We start from the raw sequence: 21487 nt of genomic DNA on the forward strand, positions 1-21487 counted from the left end.
CATGCCGGAAACGCGCTGCGCCATCTATCTACGAATCAGTCAGGACCGCGAGGGCGACGGCCTGGCCATCGACCGGCAACGTGAAGCCTGCGAACAACTCGCGGCCTACCGACGCTGGACGGTCGTCGAGACCTACGTCGATCAGTCGCGCTCGGCCACCGACAAGACCAAGGTCCGGCCCAGGTACGACCGCATGGTCGCCGACTACCACGCCGGCATGTTCACCGCGATCGTCTGCTACGATCTCGACCGGCTCACCCGTCAGCCCCGGCAGCTCGAGGACTGGATCGACGCGGCCGAGGAGCGCGGCCTGGCCCTGGTCACAGCCAACGGCGACGCAGACCTGAGCACTGACGGCGGCAGGATGTACGCGCGGATCAAGGCGGCCGTGGCCCGCGGCGAGGTCGACCGGAAGTCGGCGCGGCAGAAGGCGGCACACCAGCAGCGCGCCCGTCAGGGCCGCCCTCCGAAGGGCGTGCGCCCAATCGGCTACGACCTGGCCGGCGACGTGATCGACAGCGAGGCCGCGGCGGTCAGGGCTATCTACGCCGCCTTCTTGGGCGAGAAGGGCACGCTGCGCGGCATCGCCCGTGCCCTGTCCGGCGAGCCGGACGAGCACCATGCCGCCGTGCCGAAGACACCGCGGCACAGCCGCACGCTCATCCTCGAGCGCAACGAGCGCCGCCGCCGGGAGAACCGCAAGCTCCCGAAGGAGAAGCAGCAGAAGCTCCGCGAGGTCCCGCCTGCCGACCAGGCGTGGCCGGAGTCGAGCGTGCTCGAGATCCTCCGCAACCCCCGCTACGCCGGGTACTCGGTCTACACCGAGACCAAGGCCCGCTCGGCGGCCGTGGCCGCGAACGCCGCTCGCCGCCAGCGCATTGAGGACGGCACCGCGCGGCCGGAGGACGCCAAGCGCGGCAGGCGCCGGGCCTGGCGGGACCAGATCGTCGTGGACGAGGACGGCCGGCCCGTGCTCGGCCAGTGGGAGCCGCTCGTCGACGAGGACACCTGGAAGGCCGCGCAGGCGAAGCTCGACGACCCCACGCGGGTCACCAACCACGGCACCACCGGCCGCAAGCACCTCGGCTCGGGCCTGTACCTCTGCGGCGTCTGCGGGCTGCCGGTGCGCGGCACCGCCCGCGGGTACCGCTGCCGCACGAACGGTCACCTGAACCGCACGGGCGGTGACATCGACACCCTGGTGCGCACCGGGTGCGCGGAGCTGCTCTCCAAGCACGGAGGCGTCCCCGCCGGGGACGGGCCCACGGCCCAGGCCGCGGGCATCGAGGCCGCGCTCGAGGAGCAGCGTGGGCGGATCACGCGCGCGGAGAGGGACTACGGCGCCGAGCTGATCGAGGCCGCGGACCTCAAACGAGTGCGCGACGGCGCACGGCAGCGGATCGACGACCTCGAGCGCCAGCGCCTCGCCCAGCGGCGCCCCGATGGCGCTGCGCTGCCGCTCCTCGGGAAGGAGCCGGACCTCGTGTTCTTGACCGGCGGCCTGGAGCTGCAGCGGCGGGTCATCGACGCGCTGATCACGGTCACACTGCTGCCGGCACCGCGGGGGCGCAAGGGGTTCGACAAGGAGTCCGTGCGGATCGAGCTGAGGCATCCGAGGTGACGCAGGTCACATCTCGGCTCCCTTATAGTAATAAAGGGATTGGCGCCAAGGCTTGCGGCGCTACTAACTCCTGTACCCGGGATCAAATGTTCGCAACTCGCATTACAGTGCGAAGGATATTTCTATATTCGTACAGTCTGTCATAGTCCAACCCGATTTCGTCGCCCACAGAATAGGCCGTGTTTCCTGAATCGTTCAGTCTAGTTACCGCACGCTGGTCTAAAATCATTGATTTATGCGCGCAGCAATTTCTTGCTACTGCGGCCTCGACGAGGAATGCCTTACCTCCGAACTTTTCTACATGGCCACGACTGTCCACGAAGTGATCGAGATTCTCCCAGGACCTCCCGTTCGCCGTAAGCAGGCTCCCGGCCCATGATTCCACGCCGCCGGCGTCGCGCGAGTCGATTCCCAACACGTCGCACGCGGTCGCCTCGCACAAGGCGTAGGAATGAATCAAAATGGATCCGTACAGAAGGCTGCGATCGTTGATCGCGTCGAGGTGTTCTCCCAGGCTTGTCTGGTAATTCCGGCCCCGCGACCGATCGGTTAGAACAACGTTACTCGGATCGTCTAGTTTCAATCCGTTCCAGATCTCCCTCTCGCGGCCTAGGGCGATTATTACCCCTTCCGTGTGTTGGGTTAGGTCTTTCCATTGTTTCCAGAAGCTCATTTGTCCCCGCCTTGTTTGCTGGCAATTATTTACGTGAGCATAACTGGCGCACCTCTGGGGTGCTGGTTATCTTGCAAATCCTCGCAGGGGCGGCCCGGCGCAGCTGGCCGGCCTCCTACGTCGGCAGGCCACCCGCACCGGCTGGGGGCCTGCTGTTCACGCTGAGGAGGCTCAGGACCTGCACCCGGCGCAGCCGGGCCCGGGTGGATGGACGACACATCCATCCGATGCAGGGGGACTTCCAGCCATGACCTTCACCGATGACGAGCTGTGGATCGAGCGCATGATCGCCCGTCGTGTCCTCGCACCCGGGGCGCGCGGCATGACCCGCGCCCAGGCCGCTGACCAGCACAACCAGGCCAACGCCCTGGCCCCCGGCGACGACGGCTACCTCACGCCGGCGGAGGTCGTGACGGGCACGCCGATCACCGTGGTCGATCGCCAGGTGTCCACCGCGCCAGCCGTGTGGATCGGCTGTTTGCAGTGCTACAACGCGGGTCGGCTGATCGGGGACTGGTTCAAGGCCGCCGACGCCGCAGGCGTGACCACGTCGGCCCTGCACGGCCGCCCGATCCCCGCCGAGACACACGAGGAGCTGTGGGTGATGGACCATGAGGGCATCCCGGTCAGGGGCGAGATGAGCCCCGCGACCGCTACCGAGTGGGCCGAGGTCCTCGAGCTGGTCCCCGAGTGGCAGCGCCAGGCCTTCGATGCATGGCTGCTCGACCGCGACTGGATCACCGATCCCGAGACCTCGCTGGTCAAGGAGTTCGAGGACGCCTACGCCGGCGAGTGGTCGAGCTTCCGCGACTACGCCGACGAGTACCTCGCCAGCACCGGCCTGCTCGACCACGTCCCCGACGAGGTCAAGGGCTACTTCGACCTGACCGCCTACGCTCGAGACCTCGAGCAGGGCTACAACGTGATCGACGGGCCGGAGTTCACCGTGTTCGTGTTCCATGAGGCCTGAGGAGGCGTCCGTGATCTACCAAATCCGTTGGTGCGCAATGCACCAGCGCGAGACGTTGCAGCTCACGGATCGCGACGGGTGCACGGCGTGCGTGGGATGCCTAAGCGGCCCAGTCGATCTCGCTCGAGCAAAGGAGCTGCTGCACTCCTTCGGTATCGTGACCGAGGTGCACGACGAGCCCCCGTTCGAGTGACCTGAGCCCCGTGCCGCCAACGCGGTACGGGGCTCTTCTTCTCACCATCTGGGACACGCGACAGAATTGTGACCATGATTACCCTCAGGTGCTGTTCGTGCCTGATGTAGAGGGTAGCAGCCGCCTCCAAATCGAACCCCGCGGAATCCCTTGCGCTCCCACGCTGTCCGCCATAACGTGCTGGTCACAGGGTCGATGACGACGCGGGCGCGAGCCCGGCGACGGTGTCCGGTAGCCGACTCGGCGGCGTCACGGGATGCCGCGCGAATAACTCATGTGACTAACGCATGAAGGTGTCGTCGGTTACCCTTTGCCGCAGTACTGCGTCATCGAGTCTGGGGAGGTTCATGGAGAAGATCGACGTGCGAAGATTCGGGGATGCCCGCATCGAACTCACGCCTGACGCCCGCTCAGCGGGCGGTGCGTGACGTGCGCCGGGCAGCGCTCGGCCGCGCGATCCGTGCGGCCCGCCGAGACGCCGGGATGACCCAGGGCGAGCTGGCCGCGGCCAGCACGACGTCCAGGGCGACGATCAGCCGCCTCGAGCTGGGCGACGGCGCCATCGGCTCCGACGCCCTCTGGGAGCTGGCCTCAGCGATGGGCACCACCCCGTCGGCCCTGTACGAGCGCGCCGAGCAGGATCACGCCGTGCTCGCCGCCGAGCAGCACCCCACCAACTAGCGCCGCCCCGCCCTCGAGCGGGCCGCGCCATTGCTCACGACCGCCCGTGCGCGGTCGACACCACGTGTACCCAGGCCCGATCAGCGCTGCCGCTGGTCGGGTGGAATGGAGGATCCCATGAACTACCCGAACCAGCGCGGACCGCAGTTCCCGCCCGGCCAGCCGCCGCAGTCCCCGCAGCAGCCAGGTCGCAACAAGAACATCGTCGTGCTCCTCGGCGGCGCCGTCGCTCTGCTCCTGGTGCTGGTCCTGGTGCTCGTGATCGCGATGGTCGCCAAGGACGACACCCCCGAGAGCACCGGTGCCGGTGTGGCCACGACGGGCGTCCCGACCAGCGGCGCGGCGACCAGTAAGGCGCGCACCCCGCAGGAGGCGGGCATCACCATCAGCAACCGCAAGCACCTCACGCAGGCCATGTTCCGGAGGGAGGGCGACACCAAGACCGGGCTCAAACTCGTCATCACCCGATCCGTTGAGCTCCCGAAGCTCGCGGCCATGGTCGCAGCGGATCCGCACGTGATGAGCTACCCGGGCGAGGGCACGATCGTCCAGTTCACGAGCAAGGACGCGTGCGTCCACTACACCGACGGGGTCTACGGACACCCGGAGGAGGGCAGCGCCCTCGTCTCACAGGATCTGACAGTGCGGGTGGTGGAGACCTGCACCGACAGGCGCCAGATGCAGGACACTGCGCAGGCGGGCTCGGGGTACTTCAACGTCGAGGTCGGCAGCGAGAAGGTGCCCGACGTGGCGAAGGGCGGGCAAGACAACAAGATCGCGATGGTATCCGTCGTGGGCGACGCATGGGACCCGCTCAAGGCTTGGGGGCTCATGCAGGGGAGCCCGCGGTTCTACGAGATGAAGCTCGAGTGGGCGTGAGCACGGTGAGTCGAGCTGCAGCACCGTCACGGATCCCGGTGGCAGCCGTCCTCGCCCTGCTCGCAGCTGTGCTCCTCGCCCTGACGAGCTGCAGCGACGGCCAAGCCGAGCCCGTGGCCGGCGCGACCGTCTCGGCGGCCGAGTCGACCCAGGGGGAGGCCTCGCAGGCCCCAGCGTCCACCACCGCGGCACCGGCAGGCGCGCCGGTCCCGGGCGCCTACGCCGGCGCCGGTGGGCCGCGGCCTGCGGACGCTGAGCCGCTGCCGACCTACGTGGCAGGCGGCGTGAAGTCCGCGCACCTCTCCACGCCCTCGGGCGGGATCAAGTGCGACTTCCAGGTCGCCGACGGCACCGGCTACCAGGGCCAGTGCGGCGTGCGGAAGTACGCGAGCAACAGCCCGTTCGGGTGCACCACGGTCGCGGGTGGCGTTTGCAAGGGCAAGTGGCTGTTCCCGTTCATCAACGACCGCGTGGGCGAGGTCCGCACGACCCAGGGCACCACCGGCTGGATGAACGTCACCCCGAGCACGGGCTACGCCATCCCCACGGTCGCCTACGGGAAGAGCGTCTACTTCGGCGAGTGGGTCTGCGCGTCGGCCTACACCGGCCTGACTTGCTGGAACACCAAGAGCCTCAGCGGCGTGTTCCTGTCCAACGAGCGGTCCGAGACCTTCACCGGCCCCGGGAGCGCAGCCCCGTCGCCCACCACGGCTACCACGGCCGCGGAGACCGAGGCGCCCAGCCGCGCGGCGATCGTGCTGGGCTCCATGCCGTCCAACGGCACCGGGTACGGCACCGAGCGTCCGGCGGAGGTCTACAACGGCGGCTCGATCACGGGCCGCGTCACCGGGATCGCCTGGTCGAGCTGGGGCGGCGAGCGCGCCGAGGGGCGCGGCACCGGCTACAACGCGATGGGCTCGGTGATGGACGGTGCGCCCGAGACCTATCCGGTGCAGCTGATCGCGTTCGACCCCGGCACGTGCAACGGGAAGCGGGCCTACCGGAGGCTGTTCGTGGGGACCGCGAACCAAGCGTTCAACCCCGCGTCCGCTATAGACGTCTGCAACGCGTAGCCGCCCGCAACACGAGGGAGCCCGGACCAGCTCGATGCTGGTCCGGGCTCCGCTGTATCAGCGCTAGTTCCCCTCCGTGTCCTTGGCCTCGGTGCCCTCGTCGGCGCTCGGCTCGCTGCTCCCGCCGACCTCCTCGACCACAGCGCGCATCAGCACCCCACCGGCTACCAGCCACACGACGTCCTTGGTCGCGCCGTCCCGCTTGATCACCGAGACCTTGACCGAGTTCTTGCGCTTGCCCTTGGCGGCCACCGGGACGTCGCCGCCCTCCACCCGGTACGTCACCGGCTTGCCGCTGTCCGGGCCGGTATCTCCCTCCGGGCTCCCGTCCACGTTGACCAGCTCCGACGAGTCGTCGACGTTCTCGCCGCTGTTCTCGCCCACGACCTTGGGCGCGCCGGTGACGTCCACCGTCGACTCCGCCCAGGGCTTCGTCACGGCCGCCCGGCCCACGGTCTGCACCGTGATCCGGCCCGGGGCGGTCGCGGCGATGTCGCACCACGGAGCGAATCTGTCGAATGCCTGCGACACGTTGGCGTTCCACAGCCCGCTGCTGCTCGGCAGCTTCACCGAGTCCGTCACCCGCAGGCGCACCGACGGCGCGCTCAACGCGGTCGAGGGCCACTTGGCGCCGGTGTACCTAGAGCTGTCGACGGCCACCGGCGCGGTGTTCTCCGACGTGCTCGACGGTGCCGAGCTGCTCGCGCTGGCCGACGTCGTGGCCGCCGCGGACGACGGCTCCGAGCTGGTCGCCGTGGCCGACGGTGCGGCCGCCACGGTGCTGCCGGGGGCGATCCACCCGGCCTTGTACGCACCGACCCCGGCCGCACCGAGCACGAGCGCAGTCACGACCACCGCGCCGAGCAGCTTCGGGCCGGTGCCACCACGCGCAGGCGCGGGGGCGCCCACCGGCGTGGCCGGCCGTGCGGCAGGCCCCGCCGCGGCGGGCGCGGGCACCGTCTCGTACTCGTCGAGCGAACCCGGGTCCACCGGGTTGCCGTCCTCATCGACGTAGCGCGGCTGATCAGACATTCTCGTTCTCCTTCGGGGTCTTGCGGCGCACGACGATCGGCGCCGGCTGCACGGGCGAAGCAGGCGCCGGTGCGGGGGACGTGGGTGGAGTGGGGGCAGGGTCCGGTGCGGCGGGTGCAGGCTTGGACTTCATGGCCGCCGCGATGCTGGGGAACAGCCGGGGCGCCACTAGGAACGCACCCACGATGGCTCCGACGCCACCGGCGATCCACGGGTTCGAGAAGACCGTGAGGCACTTGATGACCCCGGCCCGGAGGGCCAGGAACCCGATCGCGTAGGCGATGCTCAGGAGCACGATCGCGGGCACCGAGGCCCGGCCCAGGAACGCGGCCCACTCGGCCGTCAGGCGCTTCATCGTCGACCGGGTCTCGGCCAGGCCGTCGGCGCTGGCCGACTGCTCGGGCACGACGATCATGCCGCGCTTCCAGAGCAGCTTGGCCGCGGTCACGAGCATCACCGCGAGGCCGCTGCCTGCGAGTTCAGCGTATCCGGTGCGCGCCACCGCCCAGGCGACGCTCATGGCGCCGCCGACCAGCATCATGGTCGCCACGAGCCTGACGATCTCGCCCGCGCCGCTCTGGACGTGCACGCTGACCTGCGGTGTATCAGTCATTGCCGTGCTCCTGCCGCCGCCACCAGACCCACAGCGCCGGGACTACGACGCCGACGCCCAGCGCGATGCTGGTCCACGTCGAGACCGACCAGTCGGGCAGGTGCCACTCCTCCTCGGGCCGCCGCGCCGGCGGCTCGTGCGTGAACCCGTACCAGAACATCCACACGTACAGCCCGACGAACCCCAGCAGCATGAGCCCCGCCACCCACTGGTGCCGATACACGAACTCCCGGAACGCTTCGGTGGCGCGCTCCTGCAGGACCTCGACGCGGTCGAACAGTCGCTCCATAGCGGCGAAGAACCGCTCGATCGCCTGGTCGGTGCGGCTCAGGCCGCCCTTGCTCCCACTCATCGGTCACTCCCTTTCCCTCGCCTGGACCGACCGTCGGCCCAGGTCATCCCGATCAACGCGCTGCCGCAGCTCGCGGCCAGCAGCGCCCACATCCAGCTCTCCATCCCCGTCCTCCTCCCTGGTGGCCCACCAGAGGCCGAGCGCCGCCATCCACATCAGCCGTCCGACTTCTCCCGCATCACGACGACGGTGGGCGGCACAGGCTGGGGAGGCGCCTCCGGCTTCGGGGTGCGGACCACGATCGGCGCGGGCCGCGCGGGGCCGGTGCCCGCACCGCCGCTGCTGCCGCCCGTGACGGCCTCCCAGCCGTACGCCCGGGCCAGCCAGGCGACCCGGCCGGCGCCGACCATCGCCTGCAGCGCGGCGTACTTGGCCGCGAACGGCACGGGGCCGCCGAACCAGCCGATCGACAGCACCACCAGGAGCACCAGCGGGACGACCACGCCGGCGACGACCGCCAGGCGCCGCCACCGCAGGGGGCCTCGGGTCGGCACCAGCTTGTAGAGCACGCCGTACGCGGCCCAGCCGATCGCCAGGCCGGGGCCGACGGCGAGCGCGCGCCCGGCCTCGACCAGGCCGTAGGCCACGGCCCACGCGACCCGGCGGTCCTCGTGCTTGTGCCAGCGCCTGCTGAACCGGCCCCGCGTGACGACCTCCGCCACGCCCGCGTCCCCTGCACCGGCCTCGTCGCGGGTGATGCGCCGCGCGCGGGCGGCGAGCTTCTCGCCCCGGCGGCGCGCGCCGGGGTCGCGGCCGGCGCGGCTCAGGACCCAGGCCGACCGCTCGCGGGTGCTGTGCGGATCAGCCATGCCGGATCGCCCCCGCAGCGGCCGGGGCGGTCGCGTCCGGGGTCTCGCACGACGGCGGCGCGGTGATCGTGGCCCGCCCGGCGCCGCCGAGCACCAGCCCGGCGACGAACAGCAGCCCGGCGACCACCGCCTTGATCGTCAGCGCTGAGCTGCGACGACGCCCGTTCTCTCGACCCCTGCCCATGCGGCTACCTCCGTGTGAAATGGTTGATCGGTAATAAATACAACGCTACTATAGTCCCGTAACGAATACAACGAGACTAGGGAGGAACGATGCTCGATGAGCGAAGGAGCGAACGAGGGGACAGTGCGCGTGGCTGTCACCCTTAGCGAGACCGACGCCGCGAAGCTCCGCGCGTCCGCCGGGGCCGCCGGCATCGGCCCGGGCCTGCTGTCGAGGGCCCTGGTCCGCTACGGCCTGGACCACCTCGACGACCCGGGCATCCAGGCCGTCATCGAAGCCGTGACCACTGCAGACCGCGAGCGCCGGGCCGAGACCGGCCGCCGCGCCATGCAGATCCGACACCACGGCGGCGAGCAGCCGCCAGACAAGGGGTAGGCAATGGCCCTGTACCGCAAGGACTCCGGTCCGTTCAAGCCGCAGCAGACGCCGTTCGGCGGGTTCATCGACGGCCGCCCCGCGCGGACGGGCCCGCACTGCTTGGTGACCGGGCTCACGGGACTCGGGAAGTCGAGACGGGTACTAGGACCCGGGCTATTGATGTGGGACGGCCCCGCCGTCGCCATCTCGTCCAAGCCCGACCTGATCGACCTGTGCTTGGAGCGGCGCCTCGAGTGGGGCGGCCACGACAAGACCTACGTTCTCGACATGTCCGGCCAGGTGCCCGACGACGTCCTGCCGCCCGGCGTGATCCGCGTGTACGCGGACCCCGTCGCGCTGATCGCCAATGACGACGACGCGCTCGACATCGCGGGCGAGCTGTTCAAGTCGGGCACCGCGGGACAGTCCGGCGGGGGCAAGGACAGCGGCGGCGACTCGTTCTGGGAGAGCGCCACGATCGCGGTGCTCGCCGGGGTGCTCCGCGCCGCGGGGGAGGACGGCGTGAGGTGGGCACGGTCCGCCGTCGGGCGCATCCAGCCGCCCACCGAGGAGGACACGGAGACCCCCTGCTGGATCAATGCGATCGACCGGCTCGAGAGGATGGGCTCCGACGACCTCGCCGACGAGATCGAGGAGGCGATGACCGGCGAGGAGAAGTTCCGCGACTCCGTCCGGATCACCGCGAAGACCGGACTGGTGCCCTGGCTGCGCACCACGGTCCGTGGACGCCCCGGCGAGGTGCCCTTCCTTCCGGAGATGCTCGAGGAGGGGTGCGCGACCCTGTTCATGGTCGCCCCGGCCGACGGCGTCGCCGCAGGCGCCGCCGTGGCCACCGTGGACGCGATCTCCAACCACTGGCGCCGCGGCCAGACCCGCAAGATTCCACTTCCGCAATTGCTAGTTGTGGCTGACGAACTTTGCAATACTTTACCCTGGTCAAAGCTCCCCACGGTCGTCACGGAATCGAGGGCCATGGGTCTCGCACTGCTGGTCGCGGTCCAGTCCACGACCCAGTTCGCACGCCGGTACGGGGAGGCCGGGATGGTCGAGCTGCGCGCGGTGTTCCCGTCGATCCTGTGCCTGGCCGGCACCGGCACCACCGAGCCCGAGATCCTCAAGGCCGCCGCCTGGGCGCACGGCCAGAGCGAGTGGCAGAAGATCACCGTCGACCACAAGGGCAACCAGTCGCAGACCAGCGAGCGCGTGGACACGATGCACGGCGCCGAGCTGATCCCCGACAGCATCGACCACGGACGCCTGCTCCGGGGCTCGCACCCGGACTCGACCGGCCCTGCCCTCAGCGAGGCCGGGCTGCTCGTGGACCTGTTCGACATATCGACGATCCCGTTCAAGACGGCCACCGCGACCAGCACGCCCGCCGCGGCCTAACGCAGCACAGCAGAGAGCCCCGGTGACCGTGATGGTCACCGGGGCTCGGTTCTGCCGTCACCGGCCGCGTGAGGCGCCCTGCCGGGCGCGCTGCTCCTGACGCTGCTTCTCCTGGGCCAGCACCCGGTCCCGCGCCGAGGGCTTGGCCGGGGCCTGCGCGCCCTGTCCGGCTGCGCGCTGCTCGCGCCGGCGCTCACGGCCCGCCACGGCCGCTCGTTGGCCAGCGGCCTTGCGGTACTCGGGCGAGTCCTTCACCGCCTCCCCGTACCGGTGCTCGACGGCCTTGTCGCCGCTGTTCATCAAGCGCCGGATTTCTTTCGTCTTCTTCGGGTCAACCCGCTGTTCCGCCATGTCCTACCTCCTCTATCTCGACTCAGCTCCGGTCGAGCCAAGTCACGTCGATAACGCGGTCGTCACGGCGGATCTCCGCGACCATCGCCTCGTAGCACCCACCGCACGCAAGGCTCTGTACCCACAGCGACCGCCCGCCCCAGATGCCACCGTGCGTGATCTTCGCGGCGGCCGGTCTCGAGCACCGCTTGCACAGCATCCGGTTCCGCAGCCGGTCCAGGCGAGCGCTCACGGACTCCGACTCCTCGATCATCGGATCGCCTCCTCGTACTTGCCCGCCAGCCACTTGCCGCCCCGGTAGACCGCGTACCCCACACCGGCGATGACGGCGAGCACCGCCACGACGATCGCCCCGCGCCCCCACGCCGAGTCGGCGGCCCCGAAGCTCTCCCACGCCCACGCGCTCAACGCGGGGATGCCGAAGACCGCCGACACCGGCACGACGAGGGCGAGCAGCATCACCAGCACCACCGCGTACGGCAGCCCCAGCAGCGCCGCCTTGAACCAGCTGCCGCTGTCCCAGGACAGGCGCTCGGTGACGACCTCGACCCGCTGGGTCAGCGCATCCGACCGGTCGAGCATCGCCCTCAGCTCCTTGGCCGCCTCGCGCTCGCTGTCGGTCCGGACCGGGGTGCGCACCCGACCGTCCTCGCTGACGACGGGCTCAGTCGCCGATCTGACGGCTTCCCTTATCCGCTCGAGCTGGGTTTCCGACAAGCCGGCGTCGGCGGGGGGTTCCGGTGCCGGCTTGGCCGCCAGCGCCTCGACCGCCTTGCTCAGCTCCGCGATCTTCGTGCTCAGCTCCGCGACCTTCGCGCTCGGGTCCACCGGCGCCGGAGCCTCCACCAACAGGTTCACGGCGTCCGTCGTCGAGTTCTGCACGCTCACGAGCTTTTCGATGGAGCGCTGCTGCGCGTCGAGCCGCGACACCAGCACTGTCAACGTCGTTGACAGCGACTCCGCCGGCTCCGGCGCCGGTGTCGTCGGATCGCCCGCCTGCAGCGCTGCCAGTCGTTCCTCGGCTGTCGTCATTCCTGGTCCTGCCCTTCGTCTTGATCCACGCGTCCATGTCATCGGCGCCGTACCCCGCGCCGAGCTGCCTGTCCTCGAACCTCACCGCGCCCTGGCCGTCGATCGCGGCCACGCTCACCTCGACCTCGCCAGTGCGGCCCTCCACCTCGACGCCGTGGTCCGGGGCCTTGGCGATCAGGTGGTCCCGCGAAACGACAAAGCTGTCGTCGAGCGCCGCATCGAGGCCGGCGCGGGCACGCTGCTCGTAGGTGCCGCCGGCAGCCGCCACCCGCCCGGCGAAGTCCTCGTGGCCGCCGTCGCGCTCCCACGGCGGGCGACCGTCCGGCGTCAGGAACACCGGGCGCGGTCGCGTCGCCGGGTCCGGGGGAGCGGGCAGCGGGTCCGGGTCCGGCGCGACGAGCTGCTCGCCCCGGGCGATGGCAGCGCTGTTCTCGCGACACTGATCCTCGACGCTCGCGCGGGTGAAGTCGTTGCCGAGCTTCCTCGCACGAGCGCGGTGCTCCACACCGTCGTCGCCGACCCAGGCGTAGCTCGCACCGCCCTTGCCATGGGTCTGCACCGACACCGCATCGGCGCCGAGGCGCGCGGTGTAGTCGTCCCAGTCCGTCGCGAGCGCACGGGCGCCGCGGAGCTTCACCCGAACCTCGTCGTGGCTGCTGTAGCCCGGACCGTCCGGGTCGGCGCGGTCCGCGTAGTCGCGACTGTCGGGCCGGTCGCCGCGACCCTTCGCTGCTTCGCGGCACTCAATCACGAACCGGGCGTTGTCGTAGCCGAGCCGCTCGGCAACCACCGCGTCCACCACGGCGCGGAGGCGATGAACGTTCTTCATGTCGCCGTCGAAAGCCCGGCCCGCCTCGTAGCTCTTGGAACGCGCGACACCGTTTTTGTCGACCCACTCGATCGTGCCGGCCGCCTCCGCGACATTCGCGAACTCGTAATGAGCGTGCAGCTTGCCCTTCTCCCGGACTGGAACGCCGCCGCGCATCACCGTTCGGCCATTGTCGGCCTCGATCCAGATGCGCGCCTGATGCCCCGGGACTCCCTGTTGCGCGATCTCACGGGCCACGCCGTGGGCCAGCGCGACGTGCTCGGGGTTGCTCGGATCCAGCTCCTCGTTCGTGAACGACAAGACACCGTGGTATGTCACGACCTTCAGATGGTCCTTGCCATAATCCAGCCGGGTCTGCTTCACGTCCCGGAGGAACGTCGGCACCGAGCCGGTCCCGACCACCGACACCGCGAGATTGCGCTGACCGCTGCCGTCGCCGCCGTGCCCGTCGTGGGCCCGGCCGCCGCCGTCGAGGTAGTGCCCGAGGGCGTTCGAGTCCCCGGTGGCCGCGACGTTAAAGATCGCCATGTCACGCCACCGCCCGGTCCACCGCGGCACGCAGCTCGGCGATCCCCGCCGCCAGCTTGTCCACCGACTCGCGCACCGCGGCCAGCTCGTCGGTGATCGAGACCGGCAGCTCGCGGTACGTCCCGAGGTACCGCGCGATCTGGTTCAGCAGCCGCCCGGCCGCGCGCAGCTGGGACTCGAACGACGACACCGCATTACTCGCAGCGATTAGTTCCGCGGACAGGGCGCGTCGCGTCGAGTCGGGCACCGCGGCGCCCGCGCCCCGAGAGCGGCGTAGTCCCAGCTCGATCACTTCGAGTAGTGACTTAGTGATCACTTCATCACTCGCGCGCTGCAGGACGGCCCGGTGCAGCTCGAGCGGCAGCCGGATCGACACAGGCTTCGAGCGGGTCGTGGCCCGCGGGCGCCGCACGACCGTCTCGGGCGCCGCTGCGCGGCACCAGGACGAGACGCGCCGCGGCTGCACCCCGAGCGCGCGGCCGATGGCCGCGAAGCTCTCGCCCGCCGCACGGCGGCGCACCGCCTCCGCGACCACGGTCGCGGAGGGCACCGGCTCCGATCGCTTCGCGGCCTCCACCGGTGCCGTGGCGGCCTCGGACAGCGTGCCGGAACGAGCGGCTGCCGCCGCCCTTCCGTCCCCGCTGGCCTTCGCCGCCATGCTCGCTCCGCTCGCCGTTGCCCCGTTGTATCAACAACGACATTACGTCCTGATTCGGAGCCTCGCAACGACGGCAAGCATCCCCCGCCGTAAACGCGAGTGTGTTCGCTCCGCTCACACACCGCACGGCGGGGGGCTTGCCAGGGGGCCGCTCCGCGCCCCCTGGACCCCCAGGGGCGGCCCGGCGGGCCGGAGGGCGAGGGCTCCTGCGTCACTCGCCCTTATAAGCGCGTCGCCGACCAGCGCCGACGCCGTCGGCACAGGCGCTCGCAGCCCTGCTCGCGGGCGAAACCGCTCCCACCTGCGGCGGCGCGGTTGATCGCCCAGGTCGCGGATCGCCGCCGAGGCGGCTCGGCGACCGCGAAGCCCCAGGTCGCGGCCCGCTGTGCCGTGACGCAGGGTTAACCGCGAGCGCGGCACGCGAAGCCGCAGGTCAGCGACCTGCTCCTGAGCGCCCTGAGCGTCCTGAGCCGGGGAACGGCTCCGGCGTGCCGTGGCCGGCGCGTACACGCACCGGGCCGGCCGTGCGGCAGGCCCGGTGCTCCACGGCCACGCAGCGGACGCAGGGGAGGCCGGCGTGGCCGCCGCCGGGCTCGAGGCGCCGAGGCGGCACCGAGGCCTGGATGCCCGCGGGTGCGAGAACGTGTGATCCACACCCGTCCACAGCCACGGGAAGGGCGGCGAGAATCTGTGATTAGCCATTCATCCAGGCGACCGGTATCTAACCACTACTGGTCGGTTAGTGGTCGTTTCAAGAACCGCTAAGCGACTGCTAGGCGACCGATTGCGGACCGCAGTCCGACCGGTACTGGTTCTTGAAACGACCGGTACCGGTTCCTGATGCGACCACTATCGGTTAGACCGCGGTCGCACGGTTCGAGGCGCGAATCATCGGCCCCACGGATGAATCGTGGAATCGCATTATTCGGCCGAGCTATTCGGAGGCTGATTCTCGGGACACAGGACATGTCGGAGGCACACCGGGCTGTCGTGAGAATGCTCCGCAGACGACAGCACCCCTGCCGCGGAGTTCGCGACAGGGGTGCGGGTCTGGACGGGTCAGGCGGCGGGATTCTCCGCGACACGCTCGGGGCCGTCCTGAGCCACCGGGGCGTCGTTCTCCGCGACACCGGCGTACAGGGCCGCGGCGGCCTTCATGAAGGCCGCCCGGTCACCGGCGTGCTCGAGCAGGGCCGCGCCCAGGTCGCGCTCACGCTGCACGCGCTCGGCCTCGACGGCCACCTTGCGCTCGCGCTTGAGGGCGGTCATCCGGGTAGCCAGGGCCGCGCGCTTGTCCTCGATCTCGGCGATCTCGGCGTCGATGGCGGCCACGGTACGGGTGGTGCTGGTCATGTTCTTCTCCTTGGTTCTGATGATCGTTGTCGTGAACTTCTCTGCTGGCTGCGGCTATCGGTCTCGGTAGAGCACCTCCAACCCGCCCTCCGTGGGGAGCGCCGCGGCGATCCCGCGCTCCGCGCTGAACTCGTCCCAGAACTGCTTGATCGACAGGTCGCCGCTCGGGTCCCCGGCGACCGCCTTACGCAGCTCGGCGCTGAACTCGGCGAGGGGCAGCGGCCCACGAAGCTGAGCCCGACGCTGACGGCGGTTCATCACTCCACCCCCCGGAAGTCGTCGGGTGACGTCGGTCCTGATCCGGGCGCCCCGCTGGCGCCCGGCGCTGGCTGGGAGGGCTGCGGCCCAAGAGCTCTACGGTGGGGGATGTAAGCCCCGGGACGCCGCAGCAGCCCGCGCTCGGTGGACTTGACCTTGTCGGGGCGGACTCGATCACCGCTCCAACCGTCGATCCACGAGTCCAACCGGTAGGCGCCCAGCAGCGGCTCGGCCCAGCAGCTGATCCGGCCGTCGGTCCTGTACTTATGACGAGGGTCGGAGTGGCAGGCGAACACCTCGTCGAGGCCCTCGCTGGTGATGGCGCTGAGCAGGTCGTCCCGGAACTGCCGACTGCTCAGCACCTTGCCGCTGGGGTTGGTCCGCTTGCTCCACGCCTTGTACATCTCGTACAGGAACGTGAACGGCAGCAGGTCCCAGGTGAACTGATAGAGGTGCTCCGTCCAGAAGTCCAGGACCGGGTTGTTCTTCTCCGAGAACTCGACCCTCAGCCGCGCGCACGCTGCGGGCTCCGGGAGCGAGTCGTACGGCTCCATGTTCAGCACTCGGTGCAGGACGTACTGCAACACCGCCGGGCGCTCGAGGTAGTCGTCCTTGATGCGCTTGTTCTCGACGCTGCCGAACCACTTGTCGAAGGGCACCATCAGCATGCGGCGCACGAGCGACTCGGTCCGGTCGCGGAACTTCGGCAGATCGTTGACGCACTGGACCATCACGCCGTTCCACACGACAGACAGCTTGTCGACGCCTTTGCGCTCAATCGAGAGCGCGTCGTGCGTGATCGCAGCCTTGAGGTTGTCGGCCCGCTCGACGTAGACGCCGACCGGGTTCTCATCGGTCAACACTGCCTGAGGCAGTCCGGCGTCGAGCAGCTCCGCCAGGCCGAACTGCGCGCCGAAGGAGACCAGCGGCAGGTTGATCCAGTTCCCCGGACCCACCAGGGTGCGCATCAGCGAGAGCAGCGTGCCCTTGCCGTTGTTGCCCCGCGTCGAGTAGAAGCAGATGACCTTGTTCCACTTCACGTGCGGCCGGGCCAGGGCGCCGATGGCCTTCCAGAGCAGGTCGACCACCTCGGGATCGTCCGACAGCCCGTCCATCCAGGACGCCACGTCCCACGTGCTGCCGTCGGGCTCCGCGATGATCGGATTGGTCGCGCCCGCCACGTAGTCCACGCCGATCTTGGACGTGAAGACGTGCTCCGGGTCGAGCGGGTGCAGCACCTTGGTGTCGAAGTCGAAGACGCCGTTGTTCACCGCGACCAGGTTCGGCGCGGTGAGCGCGTTGCGCCGCGGGGCGAGACGACCGAGGGAGCTCACGACCTCCCGCAGCACGCGCGTGTCCATGCCCTGGCCGTACCGCGTCGCTAGCGCCATCAGCTCATCCGGCGCCACCCGGTAGGTGCCGTAGGTCCTCGAGTTCTCGTTGTCGTCATAGATCGCGGGAAGCGGCTTGCCCTTGCCTTCCGCGGTCAGCAGGCACCCGTAGTGCAGGTTCACCAGGAGCATCACGACCTCGAACACCCCGAGGTCACTACGAAGAGCGATCTTCGGGTGCACGCTCCCGCGCTCCCCGGCGTGCAGGCGGGCGTTCTGCACGGCGATCACCTCGTTCTGCATGGCGAGCACGCCGGCGGCCACCCGGTCCGGGTCCTGCCGGGCGAGCTTGCGCAGCGCCGTGCGGTCCTGCCCTTCGAGGTACATGCGCAGCCCCTGCTTGCGCAGAGCCGTCTCGGACAGCCCGGGGCTGGTAGAGTCGTCTACGTGGTTGCCCGCCACCTGATGCTCGTTTGAAGCCTCGCTGTTACCAGCAGCGGGGCTTTTCTTTGCGCTCATGCGATCGCCGCCCCACGGTGCAGCTCTCGGTCCACGGCGTCAGCGAAGGCGGCCGCGATCGTGTCGAGCTGCTCAGCGCTCAGGGGCGGCGCCGTGGCCACGAGCGCTCGCGCCGCCGACGCGATCGCCTCCTCGGTGCTCACACCGCCGCGGGCGGGGACGGTGAGGGCTTCGAGGTCGGCGCGGCGGATGCGGATGCGGCCGCCGATTTTCACGGCCGGCAGCTTCCCGCTGGCGATGTAGGCGCGCAGCGTCGACGGAGCGCCGTAGTTGAGTTCCGACGCCTCGCGCAGGGTCAGCAGGGCGTCAGCATGGTTCGGGTCGTTGGTACCCACGGGACAGTCCTCCGGTGCAGTACCACCCCGTCACAGGATGGTGCACCCGGAGGCAATCGGCCCTCCGGCCCGGCAGCAGCGGCGCGGTCGTCGCGCCCGTCATGCGGCCTCGAGTCAAGTGGCGGCAGGAGTGCTCCGTCGCGCACTCCGGGACAGCAGCAGAGCCACCGTCGCCGAACGATCCAGAATCGGCCCGGTCAACGTCCGAGGCGGCCAAGGATGGTGGCCCATGGTGAACGAGTGCTCACCATGCGGACGCCTCCAGCGTAGCGCGGCTCAGCGCCTCCCGCCACCGACGAGCGCAATTCGGCGTGAAGCCGTGCGCCTCAGCGCGCCTCAGCACTTTCGCATCGCCGCCGCATCGCTCCTCCGCTGTTGTACCCAGTTCGGTGGGAACAGCCACGGAGGGCATCGTCGCAGGTACGAGCACTCGAGGCTGGGCTGTTCCCACTGTTCCCACTTTGCGGCGGTCCCCGCAGGCGCGCCTGTGCGCGGGCGCGGGCGCGGGCACGGGACCCGTCAGAAGTGGGAACAGTGGGAACATGACCGGAATCTCGTAGAGAGATATCGCTCTATGCAGCAGGAATGCACCCGAGGGGCCTGTTCCCACTTGGAAGAGCGTCTGGGAACACCGCGGTCCACGACAGCGTCAAACGGCCTCGGTGCCTGCAAAGATGCGTGTTCCCAGTTGCCGGGAACAGCCGCCAGCACTGAGGCCAAGAACGCCTGTGGATGGGGACGTGCAGACCCACGCGGAGCTCCACGCGGAGCACCGCGCAGGACACCATCGTGATGATCACCAGGTGTCCTTGGCGTCAGGACTCGCGCCAGGGCTCGCGTCCTCCTGTGGCCGAGCCTCACGGCCCTGCCGCACATCTGTAGCGAAGCTAAACACCCGGCGACTCTGAGCCTCCGCGCCCTCGTCAATGAACTGTGATGCATCTCACATCTGTACTATGATGACACACACTTACGGAACGCGGTCGAGTTCCGCTTCAATGTGTAGACCTGCAGGTCAGGCCCGGTAGAAGGGGTCTCAGTCCGCAGTCAGTCCGCAGTAGCTTTCGCAGGCCGTTCCGCGAACACCGATGCCATCAGCGTCTTGGTCGCTTTCCTGGTCCGGTCCGAGGCGTCCGGCCAGAGGTGCGAGTACGTGTTCAGCGTGACCGACGCGGACTTGTGGCCCAGCGCCTTCTGCACCGTCACCACGTCGCACCCCGACGCGATCAACCCGGACGCGAAGAAGTGCCGCAAGTCGTGCAGGTGGGGCGCCCAGTCGAGGCCGGCGTCGACACGGGCTTTCCGCCACCGGTAGCCGACGCTGTTCTGGTGCATCGGGTGCTCACCCTCGCCGGGGAACATCCACCGATTCGGATCCTTGCCCGGCACGCGATCGGCGACATGCCGCGCGAGGATCCGCATCAGGCCCTCGTCCGTCGCGACGGTGCGGACGCTGTCGTACTTCGGAGCACGGATCTCGACGGCCTTCCCGTTCGCCCGCTGCACCTGCTGCTCGACGTGGATCTCCAGCTCGAGAAACTTCACGTCGGACACACGGAGCGCCGCCGCCTCGCCGAGGCGCAGGCCGGCGAACCCACACAGGGCGACAAACGCCTCAAACTCCGGGCCCGCGGCCGACAGCAGCGCTCGAACCTCGGCGGGCGTGGGAATCCGAATGCGGCCCGTAGCGCGGGGGAGTTTCACATCATCCATCGGATCGAACGACAGACAGCGGTTGCGTCCCCGCATGGCCGCCCGGATCACCGTTCGCACGTTGGCGTAACGGGTGCGGATAGTGCTCGCCTCGAGCCCGTCGTCGGCCATCGACTTGACCCATCGCTGCACGTCGGACTCGTCGAGCTTGGCGAATGCCTTGTCGCCGAACGTGACGCCGTTCGCCGCGAGGTTCATCGCCGCGCGCGTCCCGTGCGTCCAGTGAGCCTGCTGTTGCGACCACTCGCGGTAGTAGCTGGAGAAGGTGATGATGCCGCGTTTCGGATCGACGTACGTCCCGTTGACTAGAGCTGCCGACTGGTCATCGACCCACGTCTTGGCGTCGATCTTCCGGGCGAACGACCTGGTGTGCTCGCGGCCTTCGTCGTCAACGTAGCGGCCCATCCATCGGAGCCCCTTGCCGTGGCGTGCGGTCGGCTCGCCGTCGGCGCGGGTCCAACGGTCCTCGACGCCAGAGCGCCGGTTACGTGTCTGCATGGCGGTCCTCGAGCTTGATAAGCCACCGTTCTTCGTCGGTGATCTCATCGCCAGCGTGTCGCGCTGCGAACAGCTCTCCGCGGAACTTCGGATCGTCGATGATCCTGTCGACCCGTGATGGCACGCTCCTCACGACCATGCCGGGAAAACTCTCCGACAGGCCGATCTGTTCGTCTGCTAGCGGGAGACCCGCCTGCTTGGCTCGCTCGCGCGCTTCCAGTAGGTCGCGGCGGGCAATCTCATAGGCGAACATCGCGTGCGAGAACTCAACCGAACGCCGCTTCAGCGCCTCCTCGGACTCATCCAGATGGGTTGCAAGATCGTTGATTTCAGGCTTCTGCATCAGCGTCCCTAGAGGCACATCCAAAGCTGCGGCCATCAGCCGAGCCTCGCCCAGCCTCGCTGGACGTTCGCTGTCCTCAATACGCGTCAGCGTGGTCTGGTGAGCGGAACCCCACCCCAGGTCAGCGAGACGGCGAACAAACTCAGCCTTAGAGAGGCCCATGGCTTCCCGTCTCGCCTTTACGTTGGCCGCGAAGTTGCGGTCGGTCACCTGTTCCAAGTCGCTCATGGACCCAACAGTATCGCAGAAATCACATGACGTGTAGACAAGTCTCCGCATTTGTGCGTACTCTCAAATCGTGCCAACGACACACACGAGAGGTGACTCGGACATGGAAGACATCGACCCCATCATCAGAATCAAGGAAGTCGCCGCCCTGACCGGCGCGGCCGAAGGAACTCATCGTTACTGGGACAGCATCGGCACCGGCCCAAAGAGCTTCAAGCTGAACGGCCGGCGAGTGTGGCGCCGATCCAGCGTCCTGGCGTGGATCGAGCAACAGGAAGCCGCCACCACTCACGGCGGTGCGGCGTAGATGACGACCACAACATCCGGCGGACCGAGCGCCGGGAAGCGGGACATTCATGCCCTCAGGGCAGAGATCGCACGACTTGTTGCCGACGTCGGTGTCACCTGGTCAAGCTCAAAGATCAGCCGAGTTGCGAAAGCGTACGAGTTCCGCGCTCAGTCAGCGGGGCAGCCACTCGGTATCTACTTGCAGGGCGTCTTGATTGAGCAAGGCCACCGACAGGCAGCAGCCCGCATCCCCGTCGCCGACCGTGCCAATGCCGCCGGGCACACAGACAAAACCGGTGAAACCGCCACATGGAACGTCCACTTAGAAGAAGGAATCCACCCATGAGCACCATCTACGACAACAACCTCCGCTCCG

The 21487-nt window shown here is 69.0% G+C and carries 25 protein-coding genes; 8 read left to right on the forward strand and 17 right to left on the reverse strand.

The window, feature by feature from the left end; all coding sequences use genetic code 11:
* Position 1: 1 nt before the first annotated feature.
* Positions 2 to 1621 (forward strand): recombinase family protein, encoded by a 1620-nt coding sequence (locus WFK95_RS05660; RefSeq protein ID WP_336670100.1) that lies wholly within the window; start codon positions 2 to 4, stop codon positions 1619 to 1621.
* Positions 1622 to 1703: 82 nt separating this feature from the next.
* Here WFK95_RS05660 and WFK95_RS05665 read toward each other — a convergent pair whose 3' ends face one another.
* Complete coding sequence (locus WFK95_RS05665; protein ID WP_336670101.1) at positions 1704 to 2294, reverse strand: hypothetical protein; 591 nt, start codon at positions 2292 to 2294, stop codon at positions 1704 to 1706.
* A gap of 247 nt (positions 2295 to 2541) precedes the next feature.
* On the opposite strand from WFK95_RS05665, the gene WFK95_RS05670 reads away from it, so the two are divergent.
* The 4 genes from WFK95_RS05670 to WFK95_RS05685 all read left to right on the forward strand — a co-directional run bounded on the left by WFK95_RS05670 (position 2542) and on the right by WFK95_RS05685 (position 6090).
* Positions 2542 to 3264, forward strand: coding sequence for an antirestriction protein ArdA (locus tag WFK95_RS05670; protein ID WP_336670102.1), 723 nt, complete (start codon positions 2542 to 2544; stop codon positions 3262 to 3264).
* A 571-nt stretch (positions 3265 to 3835) separates the two neighbouring features.
* Positions 3836 to 4138 (forward strand): helix-turn-helix domain-containing protein, encoded by a 303-nt coding sequence (locus tag WFK95_RS05675; protein ID WP_336670103.1) that lies wholly within the window; start codon positions 3836 to 3838, stop codon positions 4136 to 4138.
* 117 nt (positions 4139 to 4255) lie between these two features.
* Positions 4256 to 5017, forward strand: coding sequence for a hypothetical protein (locus tag WFK95_RS05680; RefSeq protein WP_336670104.1), 762 nt, complete (start codon positions 4256 to 4258; stop codon positions 5015 to 5017).
* A gap of 38 nt (positions 5018 to 5055) precedes the next feature.
* On the forward strand, positions 5056 to 6090 hold the full coding sequence (locus WFK95_RS05685) for a hypothetical protein (protein ID WP_336670105.1): 1035 nt from the start codon (positions 5056 to 5058) through the stop codon (positions 6088 to 6090).
* A 63-nt stretch (positions 6091 to 6153) separates the two neighbouring features.
* Here WFK95_RS05685 and WFK95_RS05690 read toward each other — a convergent pair whose 3' ends face one another.
* From WFK95_RS05690 to WFK95_RS05710, 5 genes are all read right to left on the reverse strand, one after another.
* Positions 6154 to 7122 carry a hypothetical protein gene (locus tag WFK95_RS05690; RefSeq protein WP_336670106.1) on the reverse strand — a complete coding sequence of 323 codons (969 nt, stop codon included), beginning with the start codon at positions 7120 to 7122 and terminating at the stop codon, positions 6154 to 6156.
* Positions 7115 to 7735 carry a hypothetical protein gene (locus tag WFK95_RS05695; protein ID WP_336670107.1) on the reverse strand — a complete coding sequence of 207 codons (621 nt, stop codon included), beginning with the start codon at positions 7733 to 7735 and terminating at the stop codon, positions 7115 to 7117. The genes WFK95_RS05690 and WFK95_RS05695 overlap by 8 nt, the downstream gene beginning before the upstream one ends.
* The gene (locus tag WFK95_RS05700; protein ID WP_336670108.1) at positions 7728 to 8087 is read right to left on the reverse strand and encodes a hypothetical protein; all 360 of its coding nucleotides are present in this window, start codon (positions 8085 to 8087) and stop codon (positions 7728 to 7730) included. Before WFK95_RS05700 ends, WFK95_RS05695 begins: the two co-directional genes overlap by 8 nt.
* A gap of 155 nt (positions 8088 to 8242) precedes the next feature.
* Entirely contained in the window at positions 8243 to 8896 is a 654-nt protein-coding gene (locus WFK95_RS05705) for a hypothetical protein (protein WP_336670109.1), read from the reverse strand.
* Positions 8889 to 9080 carry a hypothetical protein gene (locus WFK95_RS05710; RefSeq protein ID WP_336670110.1) on the reverse strand — a complete coding sequence of 64 codons (192 nt, stop codon included), beginning with the start codon at positions 9078 to 9080 and terminating at the stop codon, positions 8889 to 8891. The genes WFK95_RS05705 and WFK95_RS05710 overlap by 8 nt, the downstream gene beginning before the upstream one ends.
* A gap of 129 nt (positions 9081 to 9209) precedes the next feature.
* Here WFK95_RS05710 and WFK95_RS05715 point away from each other — a divergent pair, with 129 nt between their 5' ends.
* Positions 9210 to 9455, forward strand: coding sequence for a hypothetical protein (locus WFK95_RS05715; protein WP_336670111.1), 246 nt, complete (start codon positions 9210 to 9212; stop codon positions 9453 to 9455).
* Positions 9456 to 9458: 3 nt separating this feature from the next.
* Positions 9459 to 10847 carry a TraM recognition domain-containing protein gene (locus WFK95_RS05720; protein ID WP_336670112.1) on the forward strand — a complete coding sequence of 463 codons (1389 nt, stop codon included), beginning with the start codon at positions 9459 to 9461 and terminating at the stop codon, positions 10845 to 10847.
* A gap of 57 nt (positions 10848 to 10904) precedes the next feature.
* On the opposite strand, the gene WFK95_RS05725 is transcribed toward WFK95_RS05720, so the two are convergent.
* The 11 genes from WFK95_RS05725 to WFK95_RS05775 all read right to left on the reverse strand — a co-directional run bounded on the left by WFK95_RS05725 (position 10905) and on the right by WFK95_RS05775 (position 20823).
* Positions 10905 to 11147, reverse strand: coding sequence for a hypothetical protein (locus WFK95_RS05725; protein WP_336670113.1), 243 nt, complete (start codon positions 11145 to 11147; stop codon positions 10905 to 10907).
* A 73-nt stretch (positions 11148 to 11220) separates the two neighbouring features.
* Positions 11221 to 11451: a hypothetical protein gene (locus WFK95_RS05730; protein WP_336670114.1), complete on the reverse strand. Its 231-nt coding sequence runs from the start codon at positions 11449 to 11451 to the stop codon at positions 11221 to 11223.
* Positions 11448 to 11837 carry a hypothetical protein gene (locus tag WFK95_RS05735; RefSeq protein ID WP_336670115.1) on the reverse strand — a complete coding sequence of 130 codons (390 nt, stop codon included), beginning with the start codon at positions 11835 to 11837 and terminating at the stop codon, positions 11448 to 11450. Before WFK95_RS05735 ends, WFK95_RS05730 begins: the two co-directional genes overlap by 4 nt.
* Positions 11838 to 11862: 25 nt before the next feature.
* The gene (locus tag WFK95_RS05740; protein ID WP_336670116.1) at positions 11863 to 13587 is read right to left on the reverse strand and encodes a hypothetical protein; all 1725 of its coding nucleotides are present in this window, start codon (positions 13585 to 13587) and stop codon (positions 11863 to 11865) included.
* Position 13588: 1 nt separating this feature from the next.
* The gene (locus WFK95_RS05745; protein ID WP_336670117.1) at positions 13589 to 14245 is read right to left on the reverse strand and encodes a hypothetical protein; all 657 of its coding nucleotides are present in this window, start codon (positions 14243 to 14245) and stop codon (positions 13589 to 13591) included.
* A gap of 1059 nt (positions 14246 to 15304) precedes the next feature.
* Positions 15305 to 15598, reverse strand: coding sequence for a hypothetical protein (locus WFK95_RS05750; RefSeq protein WP_336670118.1), 294 nt, complete (start codon positions 15596 to 15598; stop codon positions 15305 to 15307).
* Between the two features lie 54 nt (positions 15599 to 15652).
* On the reverse strand, positions 15653 to 15856 hold the full coding sequence (locus WFK95_RS05755) for a hypothetical protein (protein WP_336670119.1): 204 nt from the start codon (positions 15854 to 15856) through the stop codon (positions 15653 to 15655).
* Positions 15856 to 17649: a DNA primase family protein gene (locus tag WFK95_RS05760; protein WP_336670120.1), complete on the reverse strand. Its 1794-nt coding sequence runs from the start codon at positions 17647 to 17649 to the stop codon at positions 15856 to 15858. Before WFK95_RS05760 ends, WFK95_RS05755 begins: the two co-directional genes overlap by 1 nt.
* 53 nt (positions 17650 to 17702) lie before the next feature.
* Complete coding sequence (locus tag WFK95_RS05765; protein ID WP_336670121.1) at positions 17703 to 18041, reverse strand: helix-turn-helix domain-containing protein; 339 nt, start codon at positions 18039 to 18041, stop codon at positions 17703 to 17705.
* 1047 nt (positions 18042 to 19088) lie between these two features.
* Positions 19089 to 20252: a tyrosine-type recombinase/integrase gene (locus tag WFK95_RS05770; protein ID WP_336670122.1), complete on the reverse strand. Its 1164-nt coding sequence runs from the start codon at positions 20250 to 20252 to the stop codon at positions 19089 to 19091.
* Positions 20239 to 20823, reverse strand: coding sequence for a helix-turn-helix domain-containing protein (locus WFK95_RS05775; protein ID WP_336670123.1), 585 nt, complete (start codon positions 20821 to 20823; stop codon positions 20239 to 20241). The genes WFK95_RS05770 and WFK95_RS05775 overlap by 14 nt, the downstream gene beginning before the upstream one ends.
* Positions 20824 to 20926: 103 nt before the next feature.
* On the opposite strand from WFK95_RS05775, the gene WFK95_RS05780 reads away from it, so the two are divergent.
* Positions 20927 to 21130, forward strand: coding sequence for a helix-turn-helix transcriptional regulator (locus tag WFK95_RS05780; RefSeq protein WP_336670124.1), 204 nt, complete (start codon positions 20927 to 20929; stop codon positions 21128 to 21130).
* Positions 21131 to 21487 lie beyond the last annotated feature (357 nt).

Origin of the sequence: Tsukamurella sp. USMM236 (genome assembly GCF_037148755.1) — a bacterium.
Classification (GTDB): domain Bacteria; phylum Actinomycetota; class Actinomycetes; order Mycobacteriales; family Mycobacteriaceae; genus Tsukamurella.

Excerpts from the sequence above, each read along its gene's own strand:
- WFK95_RS05660 (WP_336670100.1), top strand. The coding sequence starts at position 2 with ATGCCGGAAACGCGCTGCGCCATCTATCTACGAATCAGTCAGGACCGC.
- WFK95_RS05665 (WP_336670101.1), bottom strand. The coding sequence starts at position 2,294 with ATGAGCTTCTGGAAACAATGGAAAGACCTAACCCAACACACGGAAGGG.
- WFK95_RS05670 (WP_336670102.1), top strand. The coding sequence starts at position 2,542 with ATGACCTTCACCGATGACGAGCTGTGGATCGAGCGCATGATCGCCCGT.
- WFK95_RS05675 (WP_336670103.1), top strand. The coding sequence starts at position 3,836 with ATGCCCGCATCGAACTCACGCCTGACGCCCGCTCAGCGGGCGGTGCGT.
- WFK95_RS05680 (WP_336670104.1), top strand. The coding sequence starts at position 4,256 with ATGAACTACCCGAACCAGCGCGGACCGCAGTTCCCGCCCGGCCAGCCG.
- WFK95_RS05690 (WP_336670106.1), bottom strand. The coding sequence starts at position 7,122 with ATGTCTGATCAGCCGCGCTACGTCGATGAGGACGGCAACCCGGTGGAC.
- WFK95_RS05695 (WP_336670107.1), bottom strand. The coding sequence starts at position 7,735 with ATGACTGATACACCGCAGGTCAGCGTGCACGTCCAGAGCGGCGCGGGC.
- WFK95_RS05700 (WP_336670108.1), bottom strand. The coding sequence starts at position 8,087 with ATGAGTGGGAGCAAGGGCGGCCTGAGCCGCACCGACCAGGCGATCGAG.
- WFK95_RS05705 (WP_336670109.1), bottom strand. The coding sequence starts at position 8,896 with ATGGCTGATCCGCACAGCACCCGCGAGCGGTCGGCCTGGGTCCTGAGC.
- WFK95_RS05710 (WP_336670110.1), bottom strand. The coding sequence starts at position 9,080 with ATGGGCAGGGGTCGAGAGAACGGGCGTCGTCGCAGCTCAGCGCTGACG.
- WFK95_RS05720 (WP_336670112.1), top strand. The coding sequence starts at position 9,459 with ATGGCCCTGTACCGCAAGGACTCCGGTCCGTTCAAGCCGCAGCAGACG.
- WFK95_RS05725 (WP_336670113.1), bottom strand. The coding sequence starts at position 11,147 with ATGAACAGCGGCGACAAGGCCGTCGAGCACCGGTACGGGGAGGCGGTG.
- WFK95_RS05730 (WP_336670114.1), bottom strand. The coding sequence starts at position 11,451 with ATGATCGAGGAGTCGGAGTCCGTGAGCGCTCGCCTGGACCGGCTGCGG.
- WFK95_RS05740 (WP_336670116.1), bottom strand. The coding sequence starts at position 13,587 with ATGGCGATCTTTAACGTCGCGGCCACCGGGGACTCGAACGCCCTCGGG.
- WFK95_RS05745 (WP_336670117.1), bottom strand. The coding sequence starts at position 14,245 with ATGGCGGCGAAGGCCAGCGGGGACGGAAGGGCGGCGGCAGCCGCTCGT.
- WFK95_RS05750 (WP_336670118.1), bottom strand. The coding sequence starts at position 15,598 with ATGACCAGCACCACCCGTACCGTGGCCGCCATCGACGCCGAGATCGCC.
- WFK95_RS05755 (WP_336670119.1), bottom strand. The coding sequence starts at position 15,856 with ATGAACCGCCGTCAGCGTCGGGCTCAGCTTCGTGGGCCGCTGCCCCTC.
- WFK95_RS05770 (WP_336670122.1), bottom strand. The coding sequence starts at position 20,252 with ATGCAGACACGTAACCGGCGCTCTGGCGTCGAGGACCGTTGGACCCGC.
- WFK95_RS05775 (WP_336670123.1), bottom strand. The coding sequence starts at position 20,823 with ATGAGCGACTTGGAACAGGTGACCGACCGCAACTTCGCGGCCAACGTA.
- WFK95_RS05780 (WP_336670124.1), top strand. The coding sequence starts at position 20,927 with ATGGAAGACATCGACCCCATCATCAGAATCAAGGAAGTCGCCGCCCTG.